22 protein-coding genes are annotated in these 21,146 nt (G+C 72.5%); 13 read left to right on the top strand and 9 right to left on the bottom strand.

The annotated features are described in order from the left end of the window. The first annotated feature begins 21 nt into the window (after window positions 1-21). The 6 genes from pcaH to SACE_RS17015 are packed head-to-tail and all read left to right on the top strand — an operon-like array spanning window position 22 to window position 4,652. Entirely contained in the window at window positions 22-774 is a 753-nt protein-coding gene (gene pcaH, locus SACE_RS17040) for a protocatechuate 3,4-dioxygenase subunit beta (RefSeq protein ID WP_009942207.1), read from the top strand. After that, on the top strand, window positions 774-1,346 hold the full coding sequence (pcaG, locus tag SACE_RS17035; RefSeq protein WP_009942208.1) for a protocatechuate 3,4-dioxygenase subunit alpha: 573 nt from the start codon (window positions 774-776) through the stop codon (window positions 1,344-1,346). Before pcaH ends, pcaG begins: the two co-directional genes overlap by 1 nt. A gap of 11 nt (window positions 1,347-1,357) precedes the next feature. Next, window positions 1,358-2,674, top strand: a complete 1,317-nt coding sequence (pcaB, locus tag SACE_RS17030) for a 3-carboxy-cis,cis-muconate cycloisomerase (protein ID WP_009942210.1) — start codon at window positions 1,358-1,360, stop codon at window positions 2,672-2,674. Beyond that, window positions 2,671-3,432, top strand: a complete 762-nt coding sequence (gene pcaD, locus SACE_RS17025; RefSeq protein WP_009942211.1) for a 3-oxoadipate enol-lactonase — start codon at window positions 2,671-2,673, stop codon at window positions 3,430-3,432. Before pcaB ends, pcaD begins: the two co-directional genes overlap by 4 nt. Further along, window positions 3,432-3,818, top strand: coding sequence for a 4-carboxymuconolactone decarboxylase (gene pcaC / locus SACE_RS17020; RefSeq protein ID WP_009942212.1), 387 nt, complete (start codon window positions 3,432-3,434; stop codon window positions 3,816-3,818). The genes pcaD and pcaC overlap by 1 nt, the downstream gene beginning before the upstream one ends. A 30-nt stretch (window positions 3,819-3,848) precedes the next feature. Then, complete coding sequence (locus tag SACE_RS17015) at window positions 3,849-4,652, top strand: IclR family transcriptional regulator (protein WP_009942213.1); 804 nt, start codon at window positions 3,849-3,851, stop codon at window positions 4,650-4,652. A gap of 9 nt (window positions 4,653-4,661) precedes the next feature. Here SACE_RS17015 and SACE_RS17010 read toward each other — a convergent pair whose 3' ends face one another. Beyond that, the gene (locus tag SACE_RS17010) at window positions 4,662-5,426 is read right to left on the bottom strand and encodes a FadR/GntR family transcriptional regulator (RefSeq protein ID WP_009942214.1); all 765 of its coding nucleotides are present in this window, start codon (window positions 5,424-5,426) and stop codon (window positions 4,662-4,664) included. Between the two features lie 220 nt (window positions 5,427-5,646). Between SACE_RS17010 and SACE_RS17005 the strand changes: the two genes are divergently transcribed. The 4 genes from SACE_RS17005 to SACE_RS16990 all read left to right on the top strand — a co-directional run bounded on the left by SACE_RS17005 (window position 5,647) and on the right by SACE_RS16990 (window position 9,736). Beyond that, complete coding sequence (locus SACE_RS17005) at window positions 5,647-6,387, top strand: (Fe-S)-binding protein (protein WP_009942215.1); 741 nt, start codon at window positions 5,647-5,649, stop codon at window positions 6,385-6,387. Between the two features lie 14 nt (window positions 6,388-6,401). Beyond that, window positions 6,402-7,832: a LutB/LldF family L-lactate oxidation iron-sulfur protein gene (locus tag SACE_RS17000; RefSeq protein ID WP_197537771.1), complete on the top strand. Its 1,431-nt coding sequence runs from the start codon at window positions 6,402-6,404 to the stop codon at window positions 7,830-7,832. Continuing rightward, window positions 7,829-8,455, top strand: coding sequence for a LutC/YkgG family protein (locus tag SACE_RS16995; protein WP_009942218.1), 627 nt, complete (start codon window positions 7,829-7,831; stop codon window positions 8,453-8,455). Before SACE_RS17000 ends, SACE_RS16995 begins: the two co-directional genes overlap by 4 nt. Before the next feature lie 87 nt (window positions 8,456-8,542). Further along, entirely contained in the window at window positions 8,543-9,736 is a 1,194-nt protein-coding gene (locus tag SACE_RS16990; protein ID WP_011874056.1) for an acyl-CoA dehydrogenase family protein, read from the top strand. Window positions 9,737-9,743: 7 nt separating this feature from the next. On the opposite strand, the gene SACE_RS16985 is transcribed toward SACE_RS16990, so the two are convergent. After that, window positions 9,744-10,787, bottom strand: a complete 1,044-nt coding sequence (locus SACE_RS16985; RefSeq protein WP_009942221.1) for a DUF3616 domain-containing protein — start codon at window positions 10,785-10,787, stop codon at window positions 9,744-9,746. Window positions 10,788-11,031: 244 nt separating this feature from the next. Here SACE_RS16985 and SACE_RS16980 point away from each other — a divergent pair, with 244 nt between their 5' ends. Next, window positions 11,032-11,262 carry a hypothetical protein gene (locus tag SACE_RS16980; protein WP_009942222.1) on the top strand — a complete coding sequence of 77 codons (231 nt, stop codon included), beginning with the start codon at window positions 11,032-11,034 and terminating at the stop codon, window positions 11,260-11,262. A 198-nt stretch (window positions 11,263-11,460) separates the two neighbouring features. On the opposite strand, the gene SACE_RS16975 is transcribed toward SACE_RS16980, so the two are convergent. From SACE_RS16975 to SACE_RS16965, 3 genes are read right to left on the bottom strand one after another with little or no spacing between them, the layout of a single operon-like run. Next, a complete protein-coding gene (locus SACE_RS16975; protein ID WP_009942224.1) occupies window positions 11,461-12,039 on the bottom strand; it encodes a GNAT family N-acetyltransferase in 579 nt (192 codons plus the stop codon). Then, on the bottom strand, window positions 12,029-13,513 hold the full coding sequence (locus SACE_RS16970) for an APC family permease (protein ID WP_021341883.1): 1,485 nt from the start codon (window positions 13,511-13,513) through the stop codon (window positions 12,029-12,031). Before SACE_RS16970 ends, SACE_RS16975 begins: the two co-directional genes overlap by 11 nt. A gap of 22 nt (window positions 13,514-13,535) precedes the next feature. Continuing rightward, window positions 13,536-14,231 carry a GOLPH3/VPS74 family protein gene (locus SACE_RS16965; protein ID WP_009942227.1) on the bottom strand — a complete coding sequence of 232 codons (696 nt, stop codon included), beginning with the start codon at window positions 14,229-14,231 and terminating at the stop codon, window positions 13,536-13,538. A gap of 400 nt (window positions 14,232-14,631) precedes the next feature. Here SACE_RS16965 and SACE_RS16960 point away from each other — a divergent pair, with 400 nt between their 5' ends. Next, a complete protein-coding gene (locus tag SACE_RS16960; protein ID WP_011874054.1) occupies window positions 14,632-16,518 on the top strand; it encodes an ABC transporter ATP-binding protein in 1,887 nt (628 codons plus the stop codon). Window positions 16,519-16,796: 278 nt separating this feature from the next. On the opposite strand, the gene SACE_RS16955 is transcribed toward SACE_RS16960, so the two are convergent. Both SACE_RS16955 and SACE_RS16950 read right to left on the bottom strand, forming a co-directional pair. Next, complete coding sequence (locus SACE_RS16955) at window positions 16,797-17,282, bottom strand: MarR family winged helix-turn-helix transcriptional regulator (protein WP_011874053.1); 486 nt, start codon at window positions 17,280-17,282, stop codon at window positions 16,797-16,799. A gap of 52 nt (window positions 17,283-17,334) precedes the next feature. Next, entirely contained in the window at window positions 17,335-18,324 is a 990-nt protein-coding gene (locus SACE_RS16950) for a PHP domain-containing protein (protein ID WP_009942231.1), read from the bottom strand. A 130-nt stretch (window positions 18,325-18,454) separates the two neighbouring features. Here SACE_RS16950 and SACE_RS16945 point away from each other — a divergent pair, with 130 nt between their 5' ends. Further along, window positions 18,455-19,546: a tartrate dehydrogenase gene (locus SACE_RS16945; protein ID WP_009942233.1), complete on the top strand. Its 1,092-nt coding sequence runs from the start codon at window positions 18,455-18,457 to the stop codon at window positions 19,544-19,546. Between the two features lie 34 nt (window positions 19,547-19,580). Here SACE_RS16945 and SACE_RS16940 read toward each other — a convergent pair whose 3' ends face one another. Both SACE_RS16940 and SACE_RS40170 read right to left on the bottom strand, forming a co-directional pair. Next, on the bottom strand, window positions 19,581-20,918 hold the full coding sequence (locus SACE_RS16940; RefSeq protein ID WP_009942234.1) for an amidase: 1,338 nt from the start codon (window positions 20,916-20,918) through the stop codon (window positions 19,581-19,583). A 61-nt stretch (window positions 20,919-20,979) separates the two neighbouring features. Further along, the gene (locus SACE_RS40170; RefSeq protein WP_372491167.1) at window positions 20,980-21,144 is read right to left on the bottom strand and encodes a DUF5957 family protein; all 165 of its coding nucleotides are present in this window, start codon (window positions 21,142-21,144) and stop codon (window positions 20,980-20,982) included. Between the last annotated feature and the right edge of the window lie 2 nt (window positions 21,145-21,146).

Raw genomic sequence — 21,146 nt, 5'->3', positions numbered from 1 at the left:
CCATCGGCACGAGGAGTCGCCATGACGCAATCCACCCAGTCCCGGTCGGAGTCCGGGCTGATCCTGCCCTCCTACCGGCGCGACGTCGGCTCGCACCCGCCGCTGGACTTCGCCGGGTACGGCTCGACCGCGCTGCGGCACCCCAAGCAGCCGTTGCAGTTGCTCCCCCACTACCTCACCGAGGTCACCGGGCCGCTGCTCGGGCACGACCGGGTCGGCGAGACCGACCACGACCTGACCGTCCAGCACGACGGCGAGCCGCTGGGCGAGCGCATCGTGGTGAGCGGCCGGGTGCTGGACTCCGGCGGACATCCGGTCCCGAACACGCTCGTCGAGCTGTGGCAGGCCAACGCCGCCGGCCGCTACCGGCACTCCGGGGACCGCCACCCCGCGCCGCTGGACCCCAACTTCTCCGGCGTCGGGCGGTGCATGACCGACGGCGACGGCAACTACCGGTTCGTCACGATCAAGCCCGGTGCCTACCCGTGGCGCAACCACGACAACGCGTGGCGTCCGGCGCACCTGCACTTCTCGCTGTTCGGCCAGGCGTTCACCCAGCGCCTGATCACCCAGATGTACTTCCCGGGCGACCCGCTGTTCGGCCAGGACCCCATCTTCAACTCGGTGCGCGACCCGAAGGCCCGGGATCGGATGATCTCGCGGTTCGACCTGGAGACAACCGTGCCGGAGTGGGCGCTCGGATACCGTTTCGACATCGTGCTGCGGGGCACCGAGGCCAGCGTGTTCGAGGACGAGGAAGAGGACGACGACTGATGGCGGCTGAAAGCCTCGAGACCACGCCGTCGCAGACGGTGGGTCCGTTCTACGCGCTGCCCGACGGCCTGCTGTGGCCGGACGGCCCGGACGTGGTGCCCGAAGGCACCGCCGGCGCCGTCGTGCTGCACGGCCGGGTGCTGGACGGCAACGGCGACCCGGTGCCGGACGCCGTCCTGGAGATCTGGCAGGCCGACGCCGAAGGGCGGTTCGACCACCCCGACGACCCGCGGCCCGGCACGTCCGGCGGGTTCCGCGGCTTCGGGCGGTGCGGAACCGATCCCGAGGGCCGGTTCCGATTCCGCACGGTCAAGCCGGGGCCGCTGCCCACACCGGACGGCGGGACGGAGGCACCGCACATCGACGTCACCGTGCTGGCGCGCGGCCTGCTCAACCGCGTCGTCACCCGGGTGTACTTCCCCGACGAGGAGCAGGCCAACGCCGCCGACCCGGTCCTGGGCGCGGTGGCCGAAGACCGCAGGCCGACGCTGATCGCGGCGGCGGACGAGGACGGCCTGCGCTTCGACATCCGGTTGCAGGGCCCCGGCGAGACCGTCTTCTTCGCGCTCTGAGGAGGCAATCGTTGTTCGGTCCGATGTTCGGCACGCCGGAAGTCACCGCGGCGACCGACCGCACCGCGTGGCTGCAGGCCATGCTGGACTTCGAGGCCGCGCTGGCCGCCGCGCAGGCCTCGGCGGGGGTCTTCCCCGCGGAGGCCGCTCGCGAGATCGTCCGGCACTGCCGGGCCGAGCTGTTCGACGCCGACTCGATCGCGCGCCGCGCGGCCTCCTCGGCGACACCGGTCATCGCCCTGGTCCGCGACCTGACCGAGCTGGTCGGGCCGTCGGCCGCCGCGCACGTGCACCGGGGAGCGACCAGCCAGGACGTCGTCGACACCGCCGCGATGCTGGTGGTGCGCCGCGCCCTGGAAACGGTCGTCGCCGACCTGCACGAGGTCGCGCGGCAGTGCGAGCGGCTGGCCCGCGAGCACCGGGGAACCGTGATGATCGCGCGGTCGCTGCTCCAGCAGGCGCTGCCCACGACCTTCGGCTGCCGCTGCGCGACCTGGCTGACGGCGGTGCGGGAGGCGACGGCCGCGCTCGAACGGGTGCGCCGGGAGCGCCTCGCCGTGCAGTTCGGCGGGGCGGCGGGAACCCTCGCCTCGCTCGGTGCCGACGGCCCGAAGGTGCTCGGGCTGCTGGCGGGTGAGCTCGGACTGGCCGAGCCCGTCGTGCCGTGGCACACCGACCGCACCCGCGTCGGCGAGCTCGCCGGCGCGCTCGGTACCGCGGCCGGCGTCCTGGGCAAGATCGCGCTCGACGTGAAGCTGCACGCCCAGACCGAGGTCGGCGAGCTGGCCGAGGGCGCGCCCGGCGGGTCCTCGGCGATGCCGCACAAGCGCAACCCGGTCGACGCGGTGCTCGTCTCCGCGGCGACCGAGCGGGTGCCGGGCCTGGTGTCCTCGCTGCTGTCGGCCATGCCGCAGGAGTACGAACGGGCCGCCGGGGCCTGGCAGGCCGAGTGGGAACCGCTCACCGAGCTGCTCGGGCTCATCGGGTCGGCGGCGTCGCGGACCCGGCACCTGCTGTCGGACCTGCGCGTGGACGCCGACCGCATGGCGGCCAACCTCGAACTCACCCGCGGCCTGGTGATGGCCGAGAGCGCGGCTGCCGCGCTCACGCCGTCGCTGGGCCGCAACGACGCGCAGGACCTCGTCGGACGGCTGTGCCGCCAGTCCGTCGAGCGGGGAACCACCCTGCGCGACGAACTGCTCGACGACCCCCGCGTGCGCGGGGTGCTCTCGCGCGACGACGTGCTCGGGGCCACCGACCCGTCGGCCTACCTCGGCTCGGCCACCGCCTTCGTGGACCGCGCCCTCGCCGAACAGGAGGAGTGTTGACCGTCCACCACGAGCTGACCGGACCCGAGGACGCCGACGTCGTCGTGCTGTCCAACTCGATCGGCACCGACCTCGCGCTGTGGGACGAGCAGGTGCCCGCGCTGGCGCGGCGCTTCCGCGTGCTGCGCTACGACCAGCGCGGACACGGCGGCACCCCGGCCAAACCCGGTCCGTACGACCTGCGGGACCTCGCCGGTGACGTGCTCGAGCTGCTGGATCACCTCGAGATCGGGCGGGCGCACTTCGCCGGGGTCTCGATCGGCGGCATGACGGGGATGTGGCTGGCCGAGCACGCCCCGGACCGGATCGCCGCGCTGGCGCTGATCTGCACCTCCGCCGAGCTGGGCCCGCCGCGGAACTGGCGCGACCGGGCCGCGCTGGTGCGCGAACATGGCACCACAGCCGTGGTGGAAGCGTCCTTGCCCAGGTGGTTCACCCCTGCCCTCGCCGAACGGCCGGACGTCGTCGCCAAGTTCGGCGGGATGCTCCGCGGCTGCGACGACGAGGGCTACGCCGGCTGCTGCGAAGCCATCGCGTCCATGGACCTGCTGGAGGAGCTGCCCCGGATCACGGCTCCGACGCTGGTCATCGCCGGACGCGACGACCCGGCCACTCCCCCGCCGCACGCCGAGCGCATCGCGTCGGCGGTCCCGGGTGCCAGGCTGGAAGTGCTCGGCGACGCGGCCCACCTGGCCAACGCCGAGCAGCCGGAGCTGGTCAACGACCTCCTGCTGGACCACTTCACGAGGAGCAGCTGATGCCGCAGGACGCCGACCGCCACGCCCGCGGCATGCGGGTGCGCCGGGAGGTCCTCGGGGACGCCCACGTGGACCGGGCCGTCGAGGGCACCACCGAGTTCACCGCCCCGTTCCAGGAGTTCATCACCCACTACGCCTGGGGTGAACTGTGGAGCGGCGACGGCGTCGACCGGCCCACGCGCAGCATGCTGACGCTCGCCGTCCTGGCCGCCACCGGCTGCGAGGAGGAGTTCGCGATGCACGTGCGCGCCGCGCGCCGCAACGGGGTGAGCCCCGAGCAGATCCGCGAGGTGCTGATGCACGTCGCGGTCTACGCCGGGGTGCCCCGCGCGAACCGCGCCTTCGCGATCGCCAATACGATCGTGCGGGAGGAGACCGGGAGCTGACCGGTCGACGAGCACCGCGAGGAGACGACGTTGGACGAGACCACCGAGCCGACCACCGGTTACGTGCAGTCGCTCGCGCGCGGACTGCTGGTGATCCGCGCGTTCAACGAGTCGCACCCGCAGATGTCGCTCAGCGAGGTCGCCCGCGCGACCGGCCTCTCGCGGGCCGCCGCCCGGCGGTTCCTGCACACGCTGGTGCACCTGGGCTACGTCTGGACCGACGGGCGGGTCTTCGGCCTCACCCCCCGCGTGCTCGAGCTCGGCTTCGCCTACCTCTCGAGCGTCTCCCTGCCCGAGATCGCCCAGCCGCACCTGGAGCGGCTGGTCGCCGAGGTGCACGAGTCGGCGTCGGTGTCGGTGCTCGACGGCACCGACATCGTCTACGTCGCCCGCGTGCCCACCTCGCGGATCATGACGGTTTCGATCAACATCGGCACCCGGTTCCCGGCCTACGCCACCTCGATGGGCCGGGTGATGCTCGCCCACCTGCCCGAGGAGGAGCTCGACGCCTACTTCGACCAGGTCCAGCTCGAGCAGCTCGCACCGCACACCATCACCACCGCCTCCGGCCTGCGCCGCGAGCTCGAACGCATCCGGGCGCAGGGGTGGTCGCTGGTCGACCAGGAGCTCGAGGCGGGACTGCGCTCGATCGCCGCACCGATCCGCGGCAAGAGCGACCGCGTGGTGGCCGCGATCAACGTCTCCTCGCACGCCGCGCGAACCAGCGACACCCACGCCCGGCAGGTGTTCCTACCGCCGCTGCTGGAGACCGCCGCCCGCATCGGGGCCGACCTGCGGATGGCGCCTTCCGGGGCGAACCCGCTCGCGCGCTGAGCGGTCCGGTCAGCCGAAGCCGGCGGTGCCGGGGACCCGGGCGTAGAAGCCCCGGATGTGCTCGACCATCCGCTGCTCGGCCAGCGCCTCGTCGCGGTCCCGCAACGCCTGGTGGATCGCGCGGTGGTCGTCGCGCAGGCCGTCGGCGACCGACGGCCACGACTCGCCCAGCTCGACGAACGCCCGCAGCAGCGGTCGGCGCATCGACTCCCGGATGGCGATCGTCATGTCGGCGACCAGGCGGTTGCCTCCCGCCTCGGCGATCGCCACGTGGAAGGCGGTGTCCAGCTCGTTGAAGCGCTCCCGGTCCGAGCCGGCCTCGTCCATCGCGTCGAGCAGCCCGGCCAGCTCCTCCAGGTCCTCGGCAGTGGCCCGGAGGGCGGCGTTGCGCGCGCTCTCGCGCTCGAGCATCACGCGCGCCTCGACGACGTTGTGCATCGGGAAGTTGGCCAGCGCGACGTGCAGCCGCAGGAACCGGGTGAGCGCCTGGCTCGGCATCGCGGCCACGATCGTGCCCGACTCCGGCCCGGTGCCCACCGACATGCGCAGCACGCCCTGCGCCTCCAGCGCGCGCAGCGCCTCGCGCACCGCGGCCCGGCTGACGCCGAGCATGCCCGCCAGGTCCCGCTCGGCGGGCAACCGGTCGCCGACGCGCAGCGCGCCGGTGCGGATCTGCTCCTCGACCCGGTCGATGACCAGCTCGTAGGTGCGCGCCCGCGCGACCGGCCGCCAGCCCGCCGCGTCGTCGCGCCCCGGGTCGTCCTGTCCCGCCATCGGCCCCCCAGGGTTCACATCCGCTCCATCGGTCTCTACAGTACGTCCTTGCTGTGGTCTGACCATAGATTGGTCGGCGGACGAGCGTGCTCGCGCCGCACCGGCCACAGTTCCGGTAGTGGTTCCCGGCCGGTGGTCGTTCGCCGGTGGTGGTTCGACGCCGGCGACGGTTCCGGGCCGGCACCGGTCCCGGCTCCCGCACACCAGGAGTGATGCCGCAATGAGGGTTGCCCTGTTCGCGACGTGTCTGGGCGACACCGTGTTCCCGGAAGCACCGAAGGCGACCGTGCGACTGCTGGAGCGGCTCGGGTGCGAGGTCGAGTTCCCCGCCGCGCAGACCTGCTGCGGGCAGATGCACACCAACACCGGTTACCGGCGCCAGGCCGTCTCCTCCGTGCGCACCTTCGTCGACGCCTTCGCCGGCTACGACGCGGTGGTGGCGCCGTCGGGCTCGTGCGTCGGGTCGGTCCGCCACCAGCACGCGGCGGTCGCCGACAGCTCCGGCGACTCCCGGCTCTCGCGCGCGGTGCGCGGGCTCGCCCCGCGCGTGCACGAGCTGTCGGAGTTCCTCGTCTCGGTGCTCGGCACGACCGACGTCGGCGCGTACTTCCCGCACCGGGTCACCTACCACCCCACCTGCCACTCCGTCCGGCTGCTGCGCGTCGGAGACCGGCCGCTGCAACTCCTGCGCGAGGTGCGGGCCCTTGACCTGGTCGAGCTGCCGCAGGCCGAGCAGTGCTGCGGGTTCGGCGGCACGTTCGCGCTGAAGAACCCGGACGTGTCGGTGGCGATGGGCGCGGACAAGGCCCGGCACGTGCGGGAGACCGGCGCGGAGCTGCTCTGCGCCGGCGACAGCTCGTGCCTGATGCACATCGGCGGCCTGCTGTCCCGGCAGCGTTCGGGCATCCGGGTCGTGCACCTGGCCGAGATCCTGGCCTCGACCGAAGGAGACCGAGCGTGAGCACGTTCCTCGGCATGCCGCCGTTCCCGGAGGCGGCCAAGCGGGCGGTCGCCGACTCCCAGCTCCGCCACAACCTGGCCGGCGCGACCGCGACGATCCGCCGCAAGCGCGCGTCGGTCGTCGGCGAGCTCGACGACTGGGCCGAGCTGCGCGAGGCGGGCGCGGCGATCAAGGCCCACACCCTGTCGCACCTGGACACCTACCTGGAGCGCTTCGAGGCGGCCGTCACCGCCGCGGGCGGCGTCGTGCACTGGGCGCGCGACGCCGAGGAGGCCAACCGGATCGTCGTCGACCTGGTCCGGGCCACCGGCGAGCGCGAGGTGGTCAAGGTCAAGTCCATGGCCACGCAGGAGATCGAGCTCAACGAGGCGCTGGGCGATGCCGGGATCTCGGCGTGGGAGACCGACCTCGCCGAGCTGATCGTGCAGCTCGGGAACGACGCCCCCAGCCACATCCTGGTGCCCGCCATCCACCGCAACCGCGCCGAGGTCCGCGAGATCTTCCGCCGCGAGATGGGCGGGGCCGGGGTGCCCGCGCCCGACGACCTCACCGACGAGCCGGCCCGGCTCGCCGACGTCGCCCGGCGCCACCTGCGGGAGAAGTTCCTGCGGGCCAAGGTCGCGGTCTCGGGCGTGAACTTCGCCGTGGCCGACACCGGCACCCTCGTGGTGGTGGAGTCGGAGGGCAACGGCCGGATGTGCCTGACACTGCCCGAGACGCTGATCAGCGTGGTGGGGATCGAGAAGCTCGTGCCGAGCTGGCGGGACCTGGAGGTGTTCCTGCAGCTGCTGCCCCGGTCGAGCACCGGGGAGCGGATGAACCCCTACACCTCGACGTGGACGGGCGTGACGCCGGGCGACGGTCCGCAGTCCTTCCACGTGGTGCTGCTCGACAACGGGCGGACCAACGCCCTGGCCGACGAGGTCGGGCGGCAGGCACTGCGCTGCATCCGCTGCTCGGCATGCCTGAACGTGTGCCCGGTGTACGAGCGCACCGGCGGCCACGCCTACGGCTCGGTCTACCCCGGACCGATCGGCGCGGTGCTCACCCCCCAGCTGCGCGGCACCGCCTCGCCCGTCGACCAGGCGCTTCCCTACGCGTCCTCGCTGTGCGGAGCCTGCTACGACGTCTGCCCGGTCGCCATCGACATCCCGGACCTGCTGGTGCACCTGCGCACCCGCGTGGTCGAGGAACACCACGGCGTCCGGTCCAGGCCGCTGGACCTGCTGATGGGGCTGGCGAGCTGGGTGCTGGGCGATGCCAGGCGGCTGGCCGCCGTCCAGCGCGTCGCGTCCTGGAGCAGGCGCTTCATCGGCCGGCGCGGCACCATCGGGCGGCTGCCGGCACCGCTGTCGCGCTGGACCGATGCCCGCGACGCACCCGCGCCCGCGCGGGAGTCCTTCCGCGCCTGGTGGGAGCGCACCCGAGGAGGCAAGCAGCCATGAGTTCCGCACGCGAGGTCGTTCTCGGCCGGGTCCGCAGCGCCCTGGCGCACGCGGACCGGCAACCCCTGGAGTCCGTCCCCCGCGCCTATGCCGCTCAGCGGCCGTCCGCCGACGTGGTTGCGCTGTTCTGCGAGCGCGTCGCCGACTACAGGGCGACCGTGCAGCGGGTGGCGGCTCCGGAGCTGGTGGACGCGATCGCCTCGGCGGCCCGGCGCTACTCGGCACGCCGCCTGCTCGTTCCGGCCGGCGTGCCCGAGCAGTGGCCGAGCGCGCTCGGCGGAGAGTTCGAAGTGGACGACGGCACCGCCACCGGCACCGCCGGGTTGGACCGCGTCGACGCCGTGGTCACCACCGCGACCGCGGGCATCGCCTCCACCGGCACGATCGTGCTCGACCACGGTCCCGGCCAGGGCCGCAGAGCCGCCACGCTGGTGCCCGACGTCCACCTCTGCGTGGTCGAGGAGTCCCGGATCGCCGACGACGTGCCCAGCGCGCTGGCCGACTTGGACCCCGCGCGGCCGCTGACGTTCATCAGCGGTCCGTCGGCTACCAGCGACATCGAGCTCGACCGCGTCGAGGGAGTGCACGGTCCGCGGACCCTGCACGTCCTGGTCACTCCATAGTGGACCGCGCTAGCCCTTCCAGTCGTCACCCTTCACCCTTGCGGGTGTGCAATGATCGATGTGCACATACCCGTGAAAGGGGACGACATGCCTGGTGGCGATGGGGGCGGACACGGCTCGGACGAAGCCGTGCGGCGCGCGGCGGGTCTGCGCGCCGTGCTCGCCGACCACCGGGCCACCGGCGACCAGGAGCGCAGGCTCGCTGACGAGGCGCTGCAGGCCCTCACCGACGCCGGCCTCTTCCGCGCCTGGGTCCCGCGCCGGTTCGGCGGGCTGGAGTACGACCTGCGCACGATCGTCGACTCGACCGCGGCGCTGGCCACCGCCGACCCGTCGGCGGCGTGGCTGGTGATGATCCTCAGCTGCGGCGACTGGCTGACGGGCCTGTTCCCGGAGCGCGCCCAGCACGACGTCTTCGGCGAGGACCCCGACACCCGGGTGTGCCAGGTGCTCACCCCCCACTCCACCGCGCGGCGCGTCGACGGCGGCTGGGTCGCCGGCGGGCGGTGGGGGCCGGCGTCGGGATGCCTGCACGCGCAGTGGGCGATGCTCGGGATCCGGCTGCCCGAGCACGACGGCCGGCCCGCGGGCAGCGCCTACGGGCTGGTGCCGATGCGGGAGCTGACCGTCAAGGACACCTGGTTCACCCTCGGCATGCGCGCCACCGGCAGCAACCTGCTGGTCGGCGAGGAGCTCTTCTTCCCCGACCACCGCATCCTGCCGGTCGGGCCGGCCACCGAGGGCAGGTACGCCCGCGAGGACGAGGAGAACGTCCGCTACCGGGCGGCGCTGGTGCCCACGCTCAGCACGCACCTGATCGCCCCGTTCGTGGGCATGGCCACCGCGGCGCTGGACTACGTGGTCGGCGAGTCGGACCGCCGCGGCATCTCGTTCACCAACTACGAGCGCATGACCGACTCGACGGCCTTCCAGATGGCCGTCGCCGAGGCGGCCACCAGGGCCGACGTCGCCCGCATGATCGCCTACCAGTGCGCGTCCACGGTGGAGTCCCACGCGCGGGCGGGCACCTACCCCTCCTACGTCGAACGCGCCCGGATCCGCCAGCACGCCAGCCACGCCGTGCAGCAGTGCCGCGAGGCGGTGGACCTGCTGGTCTCGGCCTACGGCGCGTCGGCTGTGGCCGACTCCAACCCGCTGCAGGGCCTGCTGCGCGACATCCACACCGGCAGCAGGCACGCCATCGCGAGCACGCTGGGCAACCCGGAGCTGTTCGGCCGCGCCATGCTCGGGGTGCGGCCCAACATCACCGAGCTGATCTGACCAGGCGTCAACGGCCGCCCGCCGCGACGACGTCGGCGAGCACGGTTCCCGGATCGGTCAGCCGCGACCGCGCCGGGCTGTCGTAGACGACCAGCAGCTCACCGCTGGGCAGCAGCGCGATCCCCTCGGCGTGGTCGTCGCCCTCGCCGTAGGGCAGGTCGATCTCGCGGCGCAGTTCGTCCCGGTGCACGACGTCGGGGGCCTCGATGCGCGCCGCGCCCGGCCACCGGTAGACCCGGACCGGGCCGTCGAGGTCCATCGAGGGCCCGGCCAGGACCAGCAGGTCGTCGCCCTGCGGGCACAGGTCGCGGATGCCCAGGCCGTCGAGGTCGAGGAAGTGCTTGAGGTAGCGCTGCTTGCCCTCCACGGGTGCCAGCCGCAGTTCGTCGCCGTCCTCCCTCGGGGCGACCTGCAGCACCACCGCCCATCCGCGCAGCACCGGTCCGCGCAGCCCGAGGAAGACCCGCTCCGCGCCGGGTTCACCCGCCACCGCGATGCCCTCGACGTCGAGCCCGTTGTCCTTGCCCGGGATCGCCAGGAACGGGGCCAGGTGCTCGTCCTCGTCGAGCAGGTCCACCAGCCCGGGCCCGCTGAGCGCCGCGCTGCGGTGGCCTTCCGGCGTGGCCCCGGCGGGCACGTGGTCGGAGAGCGCGATGCGTGCCAGCACGCGTCGGCTGGGTTCGTCGGTGACCGCCGCCAGGCGCTTGGCGGCCTTCCGGTCGGAATGGTTCGACTTGACCCGTTTGCGCCTGCGGCTGTGCGAGCCGACCGCCCACAGGTACGGGCCGTTGAGCGCCAATCCCTCGACGTCGACCTCCTCGTCGGCCTCGCCGGGCAGCGCCACGACGTCGGCCAGCGCGAACTCCACGTGGTCGGTGTAGACCACCGGCCGCTGCGGAGAGTCGCAGGTCAGCCGCTCGACGGTCGCGGTCTCGTCACCGGCGATCCACAGGTGCTCGCCGTCGGTGCGCACCGCGGAGAGGTTCACGTGCGTGCCGGCCTCGACCGCGCCGGGCGCGAACCGCAGGGCCACCGTTCGTTCGACGCTCATCCCCGATTTCTACCAGCAGCTTCACCGCCCGGCAGGCAGAACGGCGACCCCCGCCCCGAACACTGCGTACTCGCCGGTAGAGAGCACTCCACAATGGAGCCGGGCAAGGCACTCGAACGGTTCTGGAGCGTTGATCGACTTTCTGGGAGCATGGCGCCACACGATCAAGTGACAGCCGGAACGAACCGGCGGTGCCGGAAGTCGGAACGGGTTGTCGTTGCTCGTTTCAAGGAAGGGAGTTCCGGTGGGAGATGTCCGCGTACGCCTGCGCGGCGGTCCGGAGGACGGGCGGGAGATCAGCGTGGCCGCCGACGCCTCCGGGATGCCGGTTCCGCGGGTCACCCTCCCCGCACGCCGTGCGCACGGCACCCCGGGCGCCGCGGACCAGCACGCTCCGCTGCTGGCCTACGAGCGCAGGCGCAGCGGGTCCGACGGTGTCTGGGAGTTCGGCTTCGTAGGCACCGAGACCGACTAGGAACCGACGCGCGACGGGTCGATGTGACGTGTTGCCCGGCCTCCAGAACGGGGAGCACGCCACATCGGCGCGGAAATCGCGGCGCCTTCGGGCCGGCGGCGCCGCCTCAGGACCCGGGTTCGATCTTCGAGTCAGCGGTGCCGCTCGCCCACCCCCGCAACCGGCACCGCCACGCACGGCGAGTTCGAAGACAGGCGCTCAGGCCGCGTTCGGCTCCCGCCACATCGGATACAGCGAAGGGCCGTCCGGCAGCTCGATGGGCGCGCCCCGGTCGCGGAAGCCCAGCCGTGCGTACAGCCCGCGGCTGCGTGGCGTGCTGGCCTCCAGGTAGGTCGCCACGCCCTCGGCGTCCCAGCGCCGCAGTGCGGCGGTCAGCTCGCGGGTGCCGATCCCCGAGGCCTGCACGGCCGGGTCGACGGCGATGAGCGCGAGGTACTGGTGCGGCTCGTCGGGGTGGTTCGCCGAGGTCAGCTCCCCGAACTCGCGGAAGCGCGGCGCGGCTGCGCCCGCGATCTCCAGGAGCCGCCCGCGGCCTGCCTCGTCCAGCAGCTCCGGCGGCCCGTGCAGCGCGGAGAGCCAGACCTGCACCGCATCGCCGTCCTCACCGGTCAGCACCGAGCCCTCGCGCTCTGCGTGCTCCAGGACCATCCCGAACCATTCGCGGTAGACGGCGGGCCGGGCGCTCGGGTCGGGCAGCAGCCACCGGGCTATCCCGTCGTCGCCGAAGGCCCGCAGCAGGGTGCGCAACCGGACGTCGGCGACCTCCTCACCGGACATCGACCGCTTCCTGCTCCACGCGGACGGTCGCCGACCGCGCTCCCATCCCGATCCGCGCGTAGGCGTCGGGCCGGTTGCGCCTGAGCACCAGCCCCCAGCCGAGCCCGGCCACGACGACGACCAGGTAGGCCAGCGGCAACGCCCACGCCACCGGGTCGCCCTCCTCGACGCCGAGCACCGTGCCGAACGACAGCAGCGTCAGCACCAGGACCGCGCCCAGCGCGACCGCCGCCACGGCGGGCGCCACCAGCGTCTTCCAGCGGCCGTGCGCGTTCGGTTCCGCGCGCAGGAAGTAGCCGACCACCGCCACCGAGGTGAAGGTGACCAGCACCAGGACGCCCAGCGCACCGATGGAGGCGCACCAGTAGAACAGATGGGTGATCGGGTCGAGCCCGGTCACCACCACCGCGAGCACGACCACCGCCGACACCGCGGTCTGCGACAGCGAACCCGGCACCGGGGCTCCGGTGCGGGCGCTGGTGGTGCCCCACCACCGCGGGCCGACGCCCTCGCGGCCGAGCGCGAAGAAGTACCGGGCGCACACGTGGTGGAACGACAGCATGCCCGCGAACAGGCTGGTGACGTAGAGGGCCGAGCCGATGGTGACCAGCAGGCCCGGCAGGCGCTCGCCCGCCAGCACGAACATCAGCTCGGTGGAGTGCGCCCTGGCCTGGTCCACGATCTGCGACGGCCCGGTCGCCACCGTCATCGCCCAGGTCGAGACGCTGTAGAGCCCGCCGATGACCGCCAGCGAGATGTAGGTGGCGTAGACGACCGTGCGCGGGTCGCGCGCCTCCTCGGCGAGCACCGTGGAGTTCTCGAAGCCGATGAAGCCGGTGAAGGCGATCACCAGGATCACGCCTGCCGCCCCGGTGGCCAGCTGCGCAGGGTTCAGCGTGGTGAGCACGATGCCCTGCGGCGAGGGTGAGGACACGAATGCCAGGTCGAACAGCACGAGCACGGCGATCTCCGCGGCCAGCAGGACGCCGAGCACCTTGCCGTTGACGTCGATCCGCAGCCCGCCAAGGACGGCGATGGCCAGCACGCCCGCCCCGGCGAACAGCCACCACGGGATGTCGGCACCGCTGAGCTGGCGCACGAAGTCCGAGGCTCCGACGCCGAAACCGCCGACGAGGCTGACCTCCAGGACGTTGTAGGAGACCAGGGCGAGTCCACCCGCCGCGGTACCGCTGACCTTGCCCAGGCCCTTGGCGATGTAGGCGTAGAACGCGCCCGCGTTCTCGACGTGGCGGGCCATGGTGACGTAGCCGACCGCGAACAGCCCGAGCACCACCGCGATGGCCAGGTAGCCGATCGGGATACCGCTGATCCCGCTGACCGCGAAGCCGCTGACCGCGCCACCGCCGACCACGGTCTCCGGCGCGGCGGCGGCGACCGTGAAGAACACGATCGACGTCACGCCCAGCCTGGCGCCGGCCAGCGAAGTGGACACTTTGGACGGTGGCAAGGCCACCCACCCCTTCCGCTTCAGTTCCTCAGTACCTCGGCGTCATGGCCGACTGCTCCCGCGCGGCGGCCACCTCGTTGACGACGGTGCGCAGCGGTCCCGGAATGCGGGGCTCCCACGACTCCATGCGGTGCTCGCCCTGGCGCGCGACCTGGCGGGGCAGCAGCTGCCGCACCACGCCGGTCTCCCTGGCCAAAAGCGCGAAGGTGATCTCGACCAGCGCCTCCGGTGCGGTGATCATGCCGTTGCGCCCGTTGGCCGGGTCCGGTTCGGTGAACAGGCGTTCCAGGTCCTCGGCAGGCGCCTGCGGACCGGGCGCGGCCAGCCGCCACGCGCTGGCCGGGCTGCCGCGCCAGCCGGCCGACACCGGAACCTCGTGCAGCACGTCGGTGATCGTCAGCCGCGCCCGCACCTTCTGCGCGGCGGACTGGGCCAGGTACTCCAGCCAGGTCCGCAGTTCGTGGCCGCCTTCTTCCCGGATTTCCCGCAGCACCACCCAGGACAGGTAGTCGGGGCAGCGCCCGAGACCGCTGGCGCGCACGGTCGGGGTGACGGTGATCTCCTCGTCGAGGATGAGCTCGCCCAGCAGGCCGCCTGCGCAGCCCAGCGCGAGCAGGCCCGGGTCGACGCGGCTGGCCAGTCGTTGTTCACCGGTGTGGGCTGCGAGGAAGATCCTGTCGGCGAGCCGGAGGGGAATCCCGGTGGACTCCGGCGTGTCGTTCATCGCCGGGCACCTCCCGCGGGTACCGTCCGTCCACTCCCCACCGTCGAGCCTTTCGGCGGCATGCACACCCCAGCCGTTTTCCCTCCCGTCCCACTACCGGGACGGACAGCGCGCACTTCCGGGGCCCCGCACCTTTTCCAAGCCCCGAAACGTGTTCGAGTATGCGCACACAGTAACGCATGATCAGGTTAATTCAAGGTCCTCCCGATGGGACGCTCGCTACACCCGGTCGCCCCCCGCCTGGTTGAACGGACAAGGATTCTCACTCAAAGTGATGGGGCCGGAGCGGTCGCCGTCGCATCGCCGCAACCCGCGGTGCCGGCCCCGCCGCCTTGACTTCGAGCTAACGTGAAGTTCGAGGATCGGTGCCACCACATTCCCGCCCGGAAGGACCGCGACCATGACCGTGAGCTGGGAGACGATGCGCTCATTCGCCAGCGACGACTCGGTGACCCGCCAGCGGCTGGCACCCGGCACCGCCCGCCGCATCCTCGGCTACGCCCGCCCGTACGTGCGCGACATCGTGCCGTTCCTGCTCGTGGTCGCCGTCGCGGCGGTGCTGGGAATCGTCACTCCCCTGCTGTTCAAGGCCATCATCGACAACGGCATCCAGGCCAGGAACCTGCCGGTCGTGGTGTGGCTGTCGCTGGTGGTGGCCGGTGTGGCGCTGGCCGAGGCGGCGCTGTCGCTGCTGCAGCGCTGGTACTCGGCCAAGCTCGGCGAGGGCCTGATCTACGACCTGCGCGCGCAGGTCTTCGACCACGTCCAGCGGATGCCGGTGGCCTTCTTCGTCCGCGCCCAGACCGGATCGCTGGTCAGCAGGCTCAACAACGACGTCATCGGCGCGCAGCGCGCGCTCACCAGCACGCTGTCCTCGGTGGTCTCCAACGTGCTGAGCCTGGTGCTGGTGCTGGCCACGATGTTCACGCTGTCCTGGCAGATCACGCTGGTCGCGCTGGTGCTGCTGCCGCTCTTCCTGCTGCCGGTGCGCTGGATCGGCCGCAGGCTGCAGCGGGTGACCCGCGAGCAGATGAAGGTGAACTCCGAGATGAGCTCGCTGATGACCGAGCGCTTCGGGGTCGCGGGCGCGATGCTGACCAAGCTCTACGGCAGGGCCGACGAGGAGTCGGGCCGGTTCACCGAGCGCGCGGGCCGGGTCCGCGACCTCGGGGTGGTCTCGGCGATGTACAGCCGGGTCTTCTTCGTCGCGCTGACGCTGCTGGCCGCGCTGGCCACGGCGATCGTCTACGGCCTGGGCGGCGGCCTGGTGCTGGCCGGGGTCTTCCAGCTCGGCACGCTTGTCGCGCTGGCGGCGCTGCTCAACCGCCTCTACGGACCGCTGACCGCGTTGTCCAATGTGCACGTCGACGTGATGACCGCGCTGGTCAGCTTCGACCGCGTCTTCGAGGTGCTGGACCTTCGGCCGATGATCGAGGAGAAGCCCGGAGCCCGGGAGCTGCCCGCCGGCGCCTCCGACGTCGAGTTCGACGGGGTCTCCTTCCGCTACCCGGCCGCCAGCGAGGTGTCGCTGGCGTCGCTGGAGTCGGTGGCCCGCAACGACAACGCCCCGGCCCACGAGGTGCTGCACGACATCTCCTTCCGCGCCGAACCCGGTCAGACGATCGCGCTGGTCGGCCCGTCGGGCGCGGGCAAGACGACGATCACGCACCTGGCGGGCCGGCTCTACGACGCCGACTCGGGTGCGGTGCGCATCGGTGGCACCGACGTCCGCGACGTCCGGCTGGCGTCGCTGTACTCCACCGTCGGCGTGGTCACCCAGGACCCGCACCTGTTCCACGACACGATCCGGGCCAACCTCACCTTCGCCCGGCCCGGCGCCACCGACGCCGAACTGCTGGAGGCCCTGCGCACCGCGCAGCTCCAGCACCTGGTGGAAGGCCTGCCCGACGGGCTGGACACCGTCGTCGGCGACCGCGGCTACCGACTCTCAGGCGGGGAGAAGCAGCGGCTGGCGATCGCGCGCCTGCTGCTCAAGGCACCGCCGATCGTGGTGCTCGACGAGGCCACCGCGCACCTCGACTCCGAGTCCGAGGCCGCCGTGCAGAAGGCGCTGCGCACGGCGCTGTCCGGGCGGACCGCGCTGGTGATCGCCCACCGGTTGTCGACCATCCGGGAGGCCGACCGGATCCTGGTGGTCTCCGGGGGCCGCATCACCGAGGACGGCACGCACGAGGAGCTGCTGGCGCGCGGCGGGCTCTACGCCGAGCTGTACCGCACGCAGTTCGCGCAGGGCGGCACCGGTGACGACGACCTGCTGACCGCCTGACCCTCGGGGACAGGCAGCGAGTGCCTGTCTTCGATCTTGCCTGGATTTTGAGTCGGCGGGTCATGAGCGTGATCATGGCCGAGTTGACGACGGCCTCGGAGTGGTCTGGAAGACGTTCGTAGCCGCGGACATTGCGACGACCTTGGCTGATCCAGGACTGGGTGCGTCCGACGCCCCAGCTATCCAAGGCCCTCTCCTATCCCCAGCGGAGGATCAGGGACAGGCAGCGAAGTTCCGCCGCCGGAACCACCGCGCGAGGCGGGTCCGAAGACGGGCGCTCAGCGGCCGACCTGCGTGCACAGGCGGCCTCCGGGGTCCAGGTGCGCCAGCACCGCGCCGCAGATCTCGTCGAGCCGGCGCACCTGGTCCTCGTCGAGCCCGTCGAAGATCATCGAGCGGACCTGCTCGACGTGGCCGGGAGCGGCCTCCCGGACCTTCTGGTAGCCGGCTTCGGTCAGTTCGGCGACGTTGCCCCTGCCGTCGGCCGCGGCCCGGTGGCGGCGCACCCAGCCGCGCGCCTCCAGCTTCGACACGACGTGCGACACCCGGGACGGCGATGCGTTGGCCTGCGCGGCGAGGTGGCTCATGCGCAGCGCGCGGTCCGGGTCCTCCGACAGCATGGCCAGCACCCAGTAGCCGAAGTGGGTCAGGTCGGAGTCGCGCTGCAACTGCGCGTCCAGACCGGCGGGCACCACCGTCATCAGGGCCGCGAACTTGCGCCATGCACGCTGCTGCTCGTCGCTCAACCACCGGGGCTCGTCCACGACGGCGAGCTTACCGGGAATGGTCCTACCAGCGGCCACGTCCGCTTCTCCCTCACTTCCAGCTCAGCAGCTCGTCGGCGCGACGCGTGTTGATCAGGCGGTCCGCGGGGACCTCGCACTCCTGCGCGCGGGCGCACCCCAGATGCAGCCAGTCCAGCTGGCCCGGGGCGTGGCTGTCGGAGTCGATGCTGAACACGCAGCCCAGCTCCAGAGCCCGGCGCAGCAGCGTGCGGGGCGGGTCGAGCCGGTCGGGCCTGGAGTTGATCTCGACCGCCGTGCCGTGGTCGCGGCAGGCGCGGAAGACCTCGTCGGCGTCGAACTCCGACTGCGGGCGCGGTGTCCCCGCCACCCGCCGTCCGGTGCAGTGCCCGAGGACGTCGACGTGCGGGTTGCGCACCGCGGCGCACATCCGCCGGGTCATCGCCGCCGAGTCCATCCGGAGCTTGGAGTGCACGCTGGCCACCACCACGTCGAGCTCGGCCAGCAGCGCCTCCTCCTGGTCCAGCGAGCCGTCGTCGAGGATGTCGACCTCGATCCCGGTCAGGATCCGGAACGGCGCCAGGCGCTCGTTGATCTCGGCGATCACCTCCAGCTGCTGCCGCAGCCGCTCGGCGGAGAGCCCGTTGGCCACGGTCAGCCGCGGCGAGTGGTCGGTGAGCACCATCCACTCGTGGCCGAGGTCGCGCGCGGTCTCGGCCATCTCCTCGATCGGGCTGCCGCCGTCGGACCAGTCGGAGTGGGTGTGGCAGTCGCCGCGCAGCGCCGCACGCAGCTCGCGCCCCTCCTCCGGTCGTTCGGCCTCCGAGCGAAGCCGCCGCAGGTAGTCGGGCACGTCTCCGCGGTGGGCCTGCTCGACGACCTTCGCCGTGGTCTTGCCGACGCCGGGCAGGTCGGTCAGCCGGCCCGACTCCAGCCGCTGCGCGACGTCGTCGGCCGAGGCCACCGCCTCGGCCGCGCGGCGGAACGCACGCACCCGGTAGGTCGGCTCCCCGGCGCGCTCCAGCCAGAACGCGACCTCCCGCAACGCACGCACCGGATCCATCCGTCCTTGGTAACGCCTGCCGCCCCGCGACGCACTCCGGCGATCGGAGCTCCCAGCGGTCTTGGCCGCACCCGCCCTCCGGGCGTTAGATGGCGACCGAAAGGTAGAACCACTAGACGCGAGGTGGCAGTTGCGGGAAGAGGGAACGACCCAACGAACCGGTCAGAGCTACGAGCTGGCGATCCTGCCCGGTGACGGGATCGGCAACGAGGTCATGCCGGAGGCGCTGCGGGTGCTCGACGCGGTCGGCGCCAAGCACGGGATCCGGTTCCGGTACCGGAATTTCGACTGGAACTGCGAGACCTACAAGATCACCGGCCGGATGATGCCCGAGGACGGCCTCGACCGGCTGCGCGACCACGACTCGATCCTGCTCGGGGCGGTCGGCTGGCCCGGCGTGCCCGACCACATCTCGCTGTGGGGGCTGCTGCTGCCGATCCGCCGGGCGTTCGACCAGTACGTCAACCTGCGGCCGGTGCGCCTGCTGCCGGGCGTGACACCGCCGGTGCGGGACAAGGCGCCGGGCGACATCGACTTCTGGGTGGTGCGGGAGAACACCGAGGGCGAGTACTCCCAGCTCGGCGGGCGCCAGGGCGAGGGCACCGAGAACGAGATGGTGCTGCAGACCGCCGCCTTCACCCGGCGCGGGACCGACCGGATCCTGCGCTACGCCTTCGAGCTGGCCCGCAGGCTGGGCAAGCCGCACGTCACCTCGGCCACCAAGTCCAACGGCATCTACTACTCGATGCCGTACTGGGACGAGCGCTTCGCGGCGATCGCGGCCGAGTACCCCGACGTGCGGGTGGACCAGGACCACATCGACATCCTGTGCGCGCGGTTCGTCATGTCGCCCGAGCGGTTCGACGTGGTCGTGGCCAGCAACCTCTTCGGCGACATCCTGTCCGACCTCGGCCCCGGGGTCACCGGGACGATCGGCGTGGCGCCCTCGGGCAACATCAACCCGGAGCGAGTGCACCCGTCGACGTTCGAGCCGGTGCACGGTTCGGCGCCGGACATCGCGGGCAAGGGCATCGCCAACCCGATCGGCCAGATCTGGTCGGCCGCGCTGATGCTGGACCACCTCGGCGAGGCCGAGGCGGGCGCCGACGTCGTCGCCGCCATCGAGTCGGTGCTCTCCGACGACTCGGCTCCGCGCACGCCGGACCTGGGCGGGACCGCCTCGACCGAGGACCTGGGCAAGGCGGTGGCCGCCGCGGTGTGAGGCACGCGGTGGGTGCCCGCGGGCACCCACCGCCTCAGCCGGCGATCCCGGCGGCGAAGGCGAACAGCAGGTCCTCGTCGCCGGGCCGGCAGACGAGCTGGAGCCCTACCGGCAGTCCCCGCGAGGTGCCGACCGGCACGGTCAGGGCGGGGACTCCGGCGATGTTCCAGGGGCTGGTGAGCGAGAGCAGTCCCCACCGGACCTCGACCTCGCGGCCGTTGACCTCGATCTCGCGCTGCCCGACCGCGGGCGCGGCGAAGGGTGTCGTGGGCAGCGCGAGCAGGTCGTGGTGCGACAGCAGGCGCGCGACCTCCGCGCGCCACCGCTGCCGCTCCTCGAACGCCCGGACGTGACGCCACCCCGGTGTCCGCGCGGCGGCTTGGAGGCGTTCGAGGACTTCCGGGGTGAACAGCTCGGGCGCGTCGGCCACCCGCTCGGCGTGCACGGCGTAGGCCTCGGCGTCCTGGATTCCGTTGTAGGTCTGGCGAAGTCCCGCCGCGTCGCCGAGCTCGACCTCCTGCACCGCACGTCCGGACAGCGCCGCGCGGGCGAGTTCCTCGACCTCGCGGTCGGTCTCGAACAGCGCCCCGGGAGCGATCCAGCCCACCGTCGCGGGCCCGCCCGCGGACCGCGGCGGCCCGGCGCGCAGGCCGGCCAGGACGCGGTAGGCGGTGCGGCAGTCCCGGGGTGTCCGGGCGATGACGCCGACGTGGTCCAGCGAACGCGAGAGCGGGAACACCCCGTCGGCAGGGACGGCGCCGTAGGCGGGCTTGAAACCGGCGACACCGCACAGTGCCGCCGGGATTCGCACCGAGCCGCCGGTGTCGGTGCCGACCGCGAGCGGGACCATCCCGGCGGCCACGGCGGCGGCGCTGCCTCCGCTGGACCCACCGGACATCGCGGCGGGGTCGTGCGGGTTGCGCGACGCGCCACCGGCGGCGCGGTCGCCGGTCGGCCCGTAGGCGAACTCGTGCGTTGTGGTCTTGCCGACGATCACCGCTCCGCCCGCCCGGAGCCTGCGCACGCACTCGGCGTCCGCTGTGGACACGTGGTCGGCGAAGTGCGCCGAGCCCATCGTCGTGCGCATCCCGGCGGTCTCGATGATGTCCTTCACGGCCACCGGAATCCCGTGCAGCGGGCCCAGGTCGTCACCTGCCGCGAGCTCCGCGTCTGCCTTGCGCGCCGACTCCAGCGCGCCCTCGGCGTCCACGGACACGAACGCGTTGAGCTCCTGGTCGAGGCCGCGGACGGCGTCCAGCGCGTGCGCGGTGAGCTCAGCCGAGGTGACCGCGCCCTCGCGGAGCCGGTCGGCCAGGCCCTGGAGGTCCTGTCCCGCGAAGTAGCCCCGCTCAGGCGTTTTCCGAGATGACACCCGAACCCCTTTCCCCGGGAGCGGTGGAGGACAGGATCATCCGCCGCGGGTCGTTCATCCGTCAACGTTCCGGTGAGTGGACTCCGTCCCTCCTCCGGAGGACAAGCGGTGCGGCCACAGCGCCGCCGACGGCGAGCACGGCGGGGAGCAACTTCAGCCCGCACGACCGCCTCGCCGGACCGGAACGCGCAGGCCAGCCGGTCGTCCACCACAACCGTGGTGGCACCG

The sequence above is a fragment of the Saccharopolyspora erythraea NRRL 2338 genome (genome assembly GCF_000062885.1).
In the GTDB taxonomy this organism is placed as follows: Bacteria; Actinomycetota; Actinomycetes; order Mycobacteriales; family Pseudonocardiaceae; genus Saccharopolyspora_D; species Saccharopolyspora_D erythraea.
The sequence above is the reverse complement of the archived record's forward strand: the minus strand, read 5'-3'. Positions and strand labels throughout refer to the sequence as shown.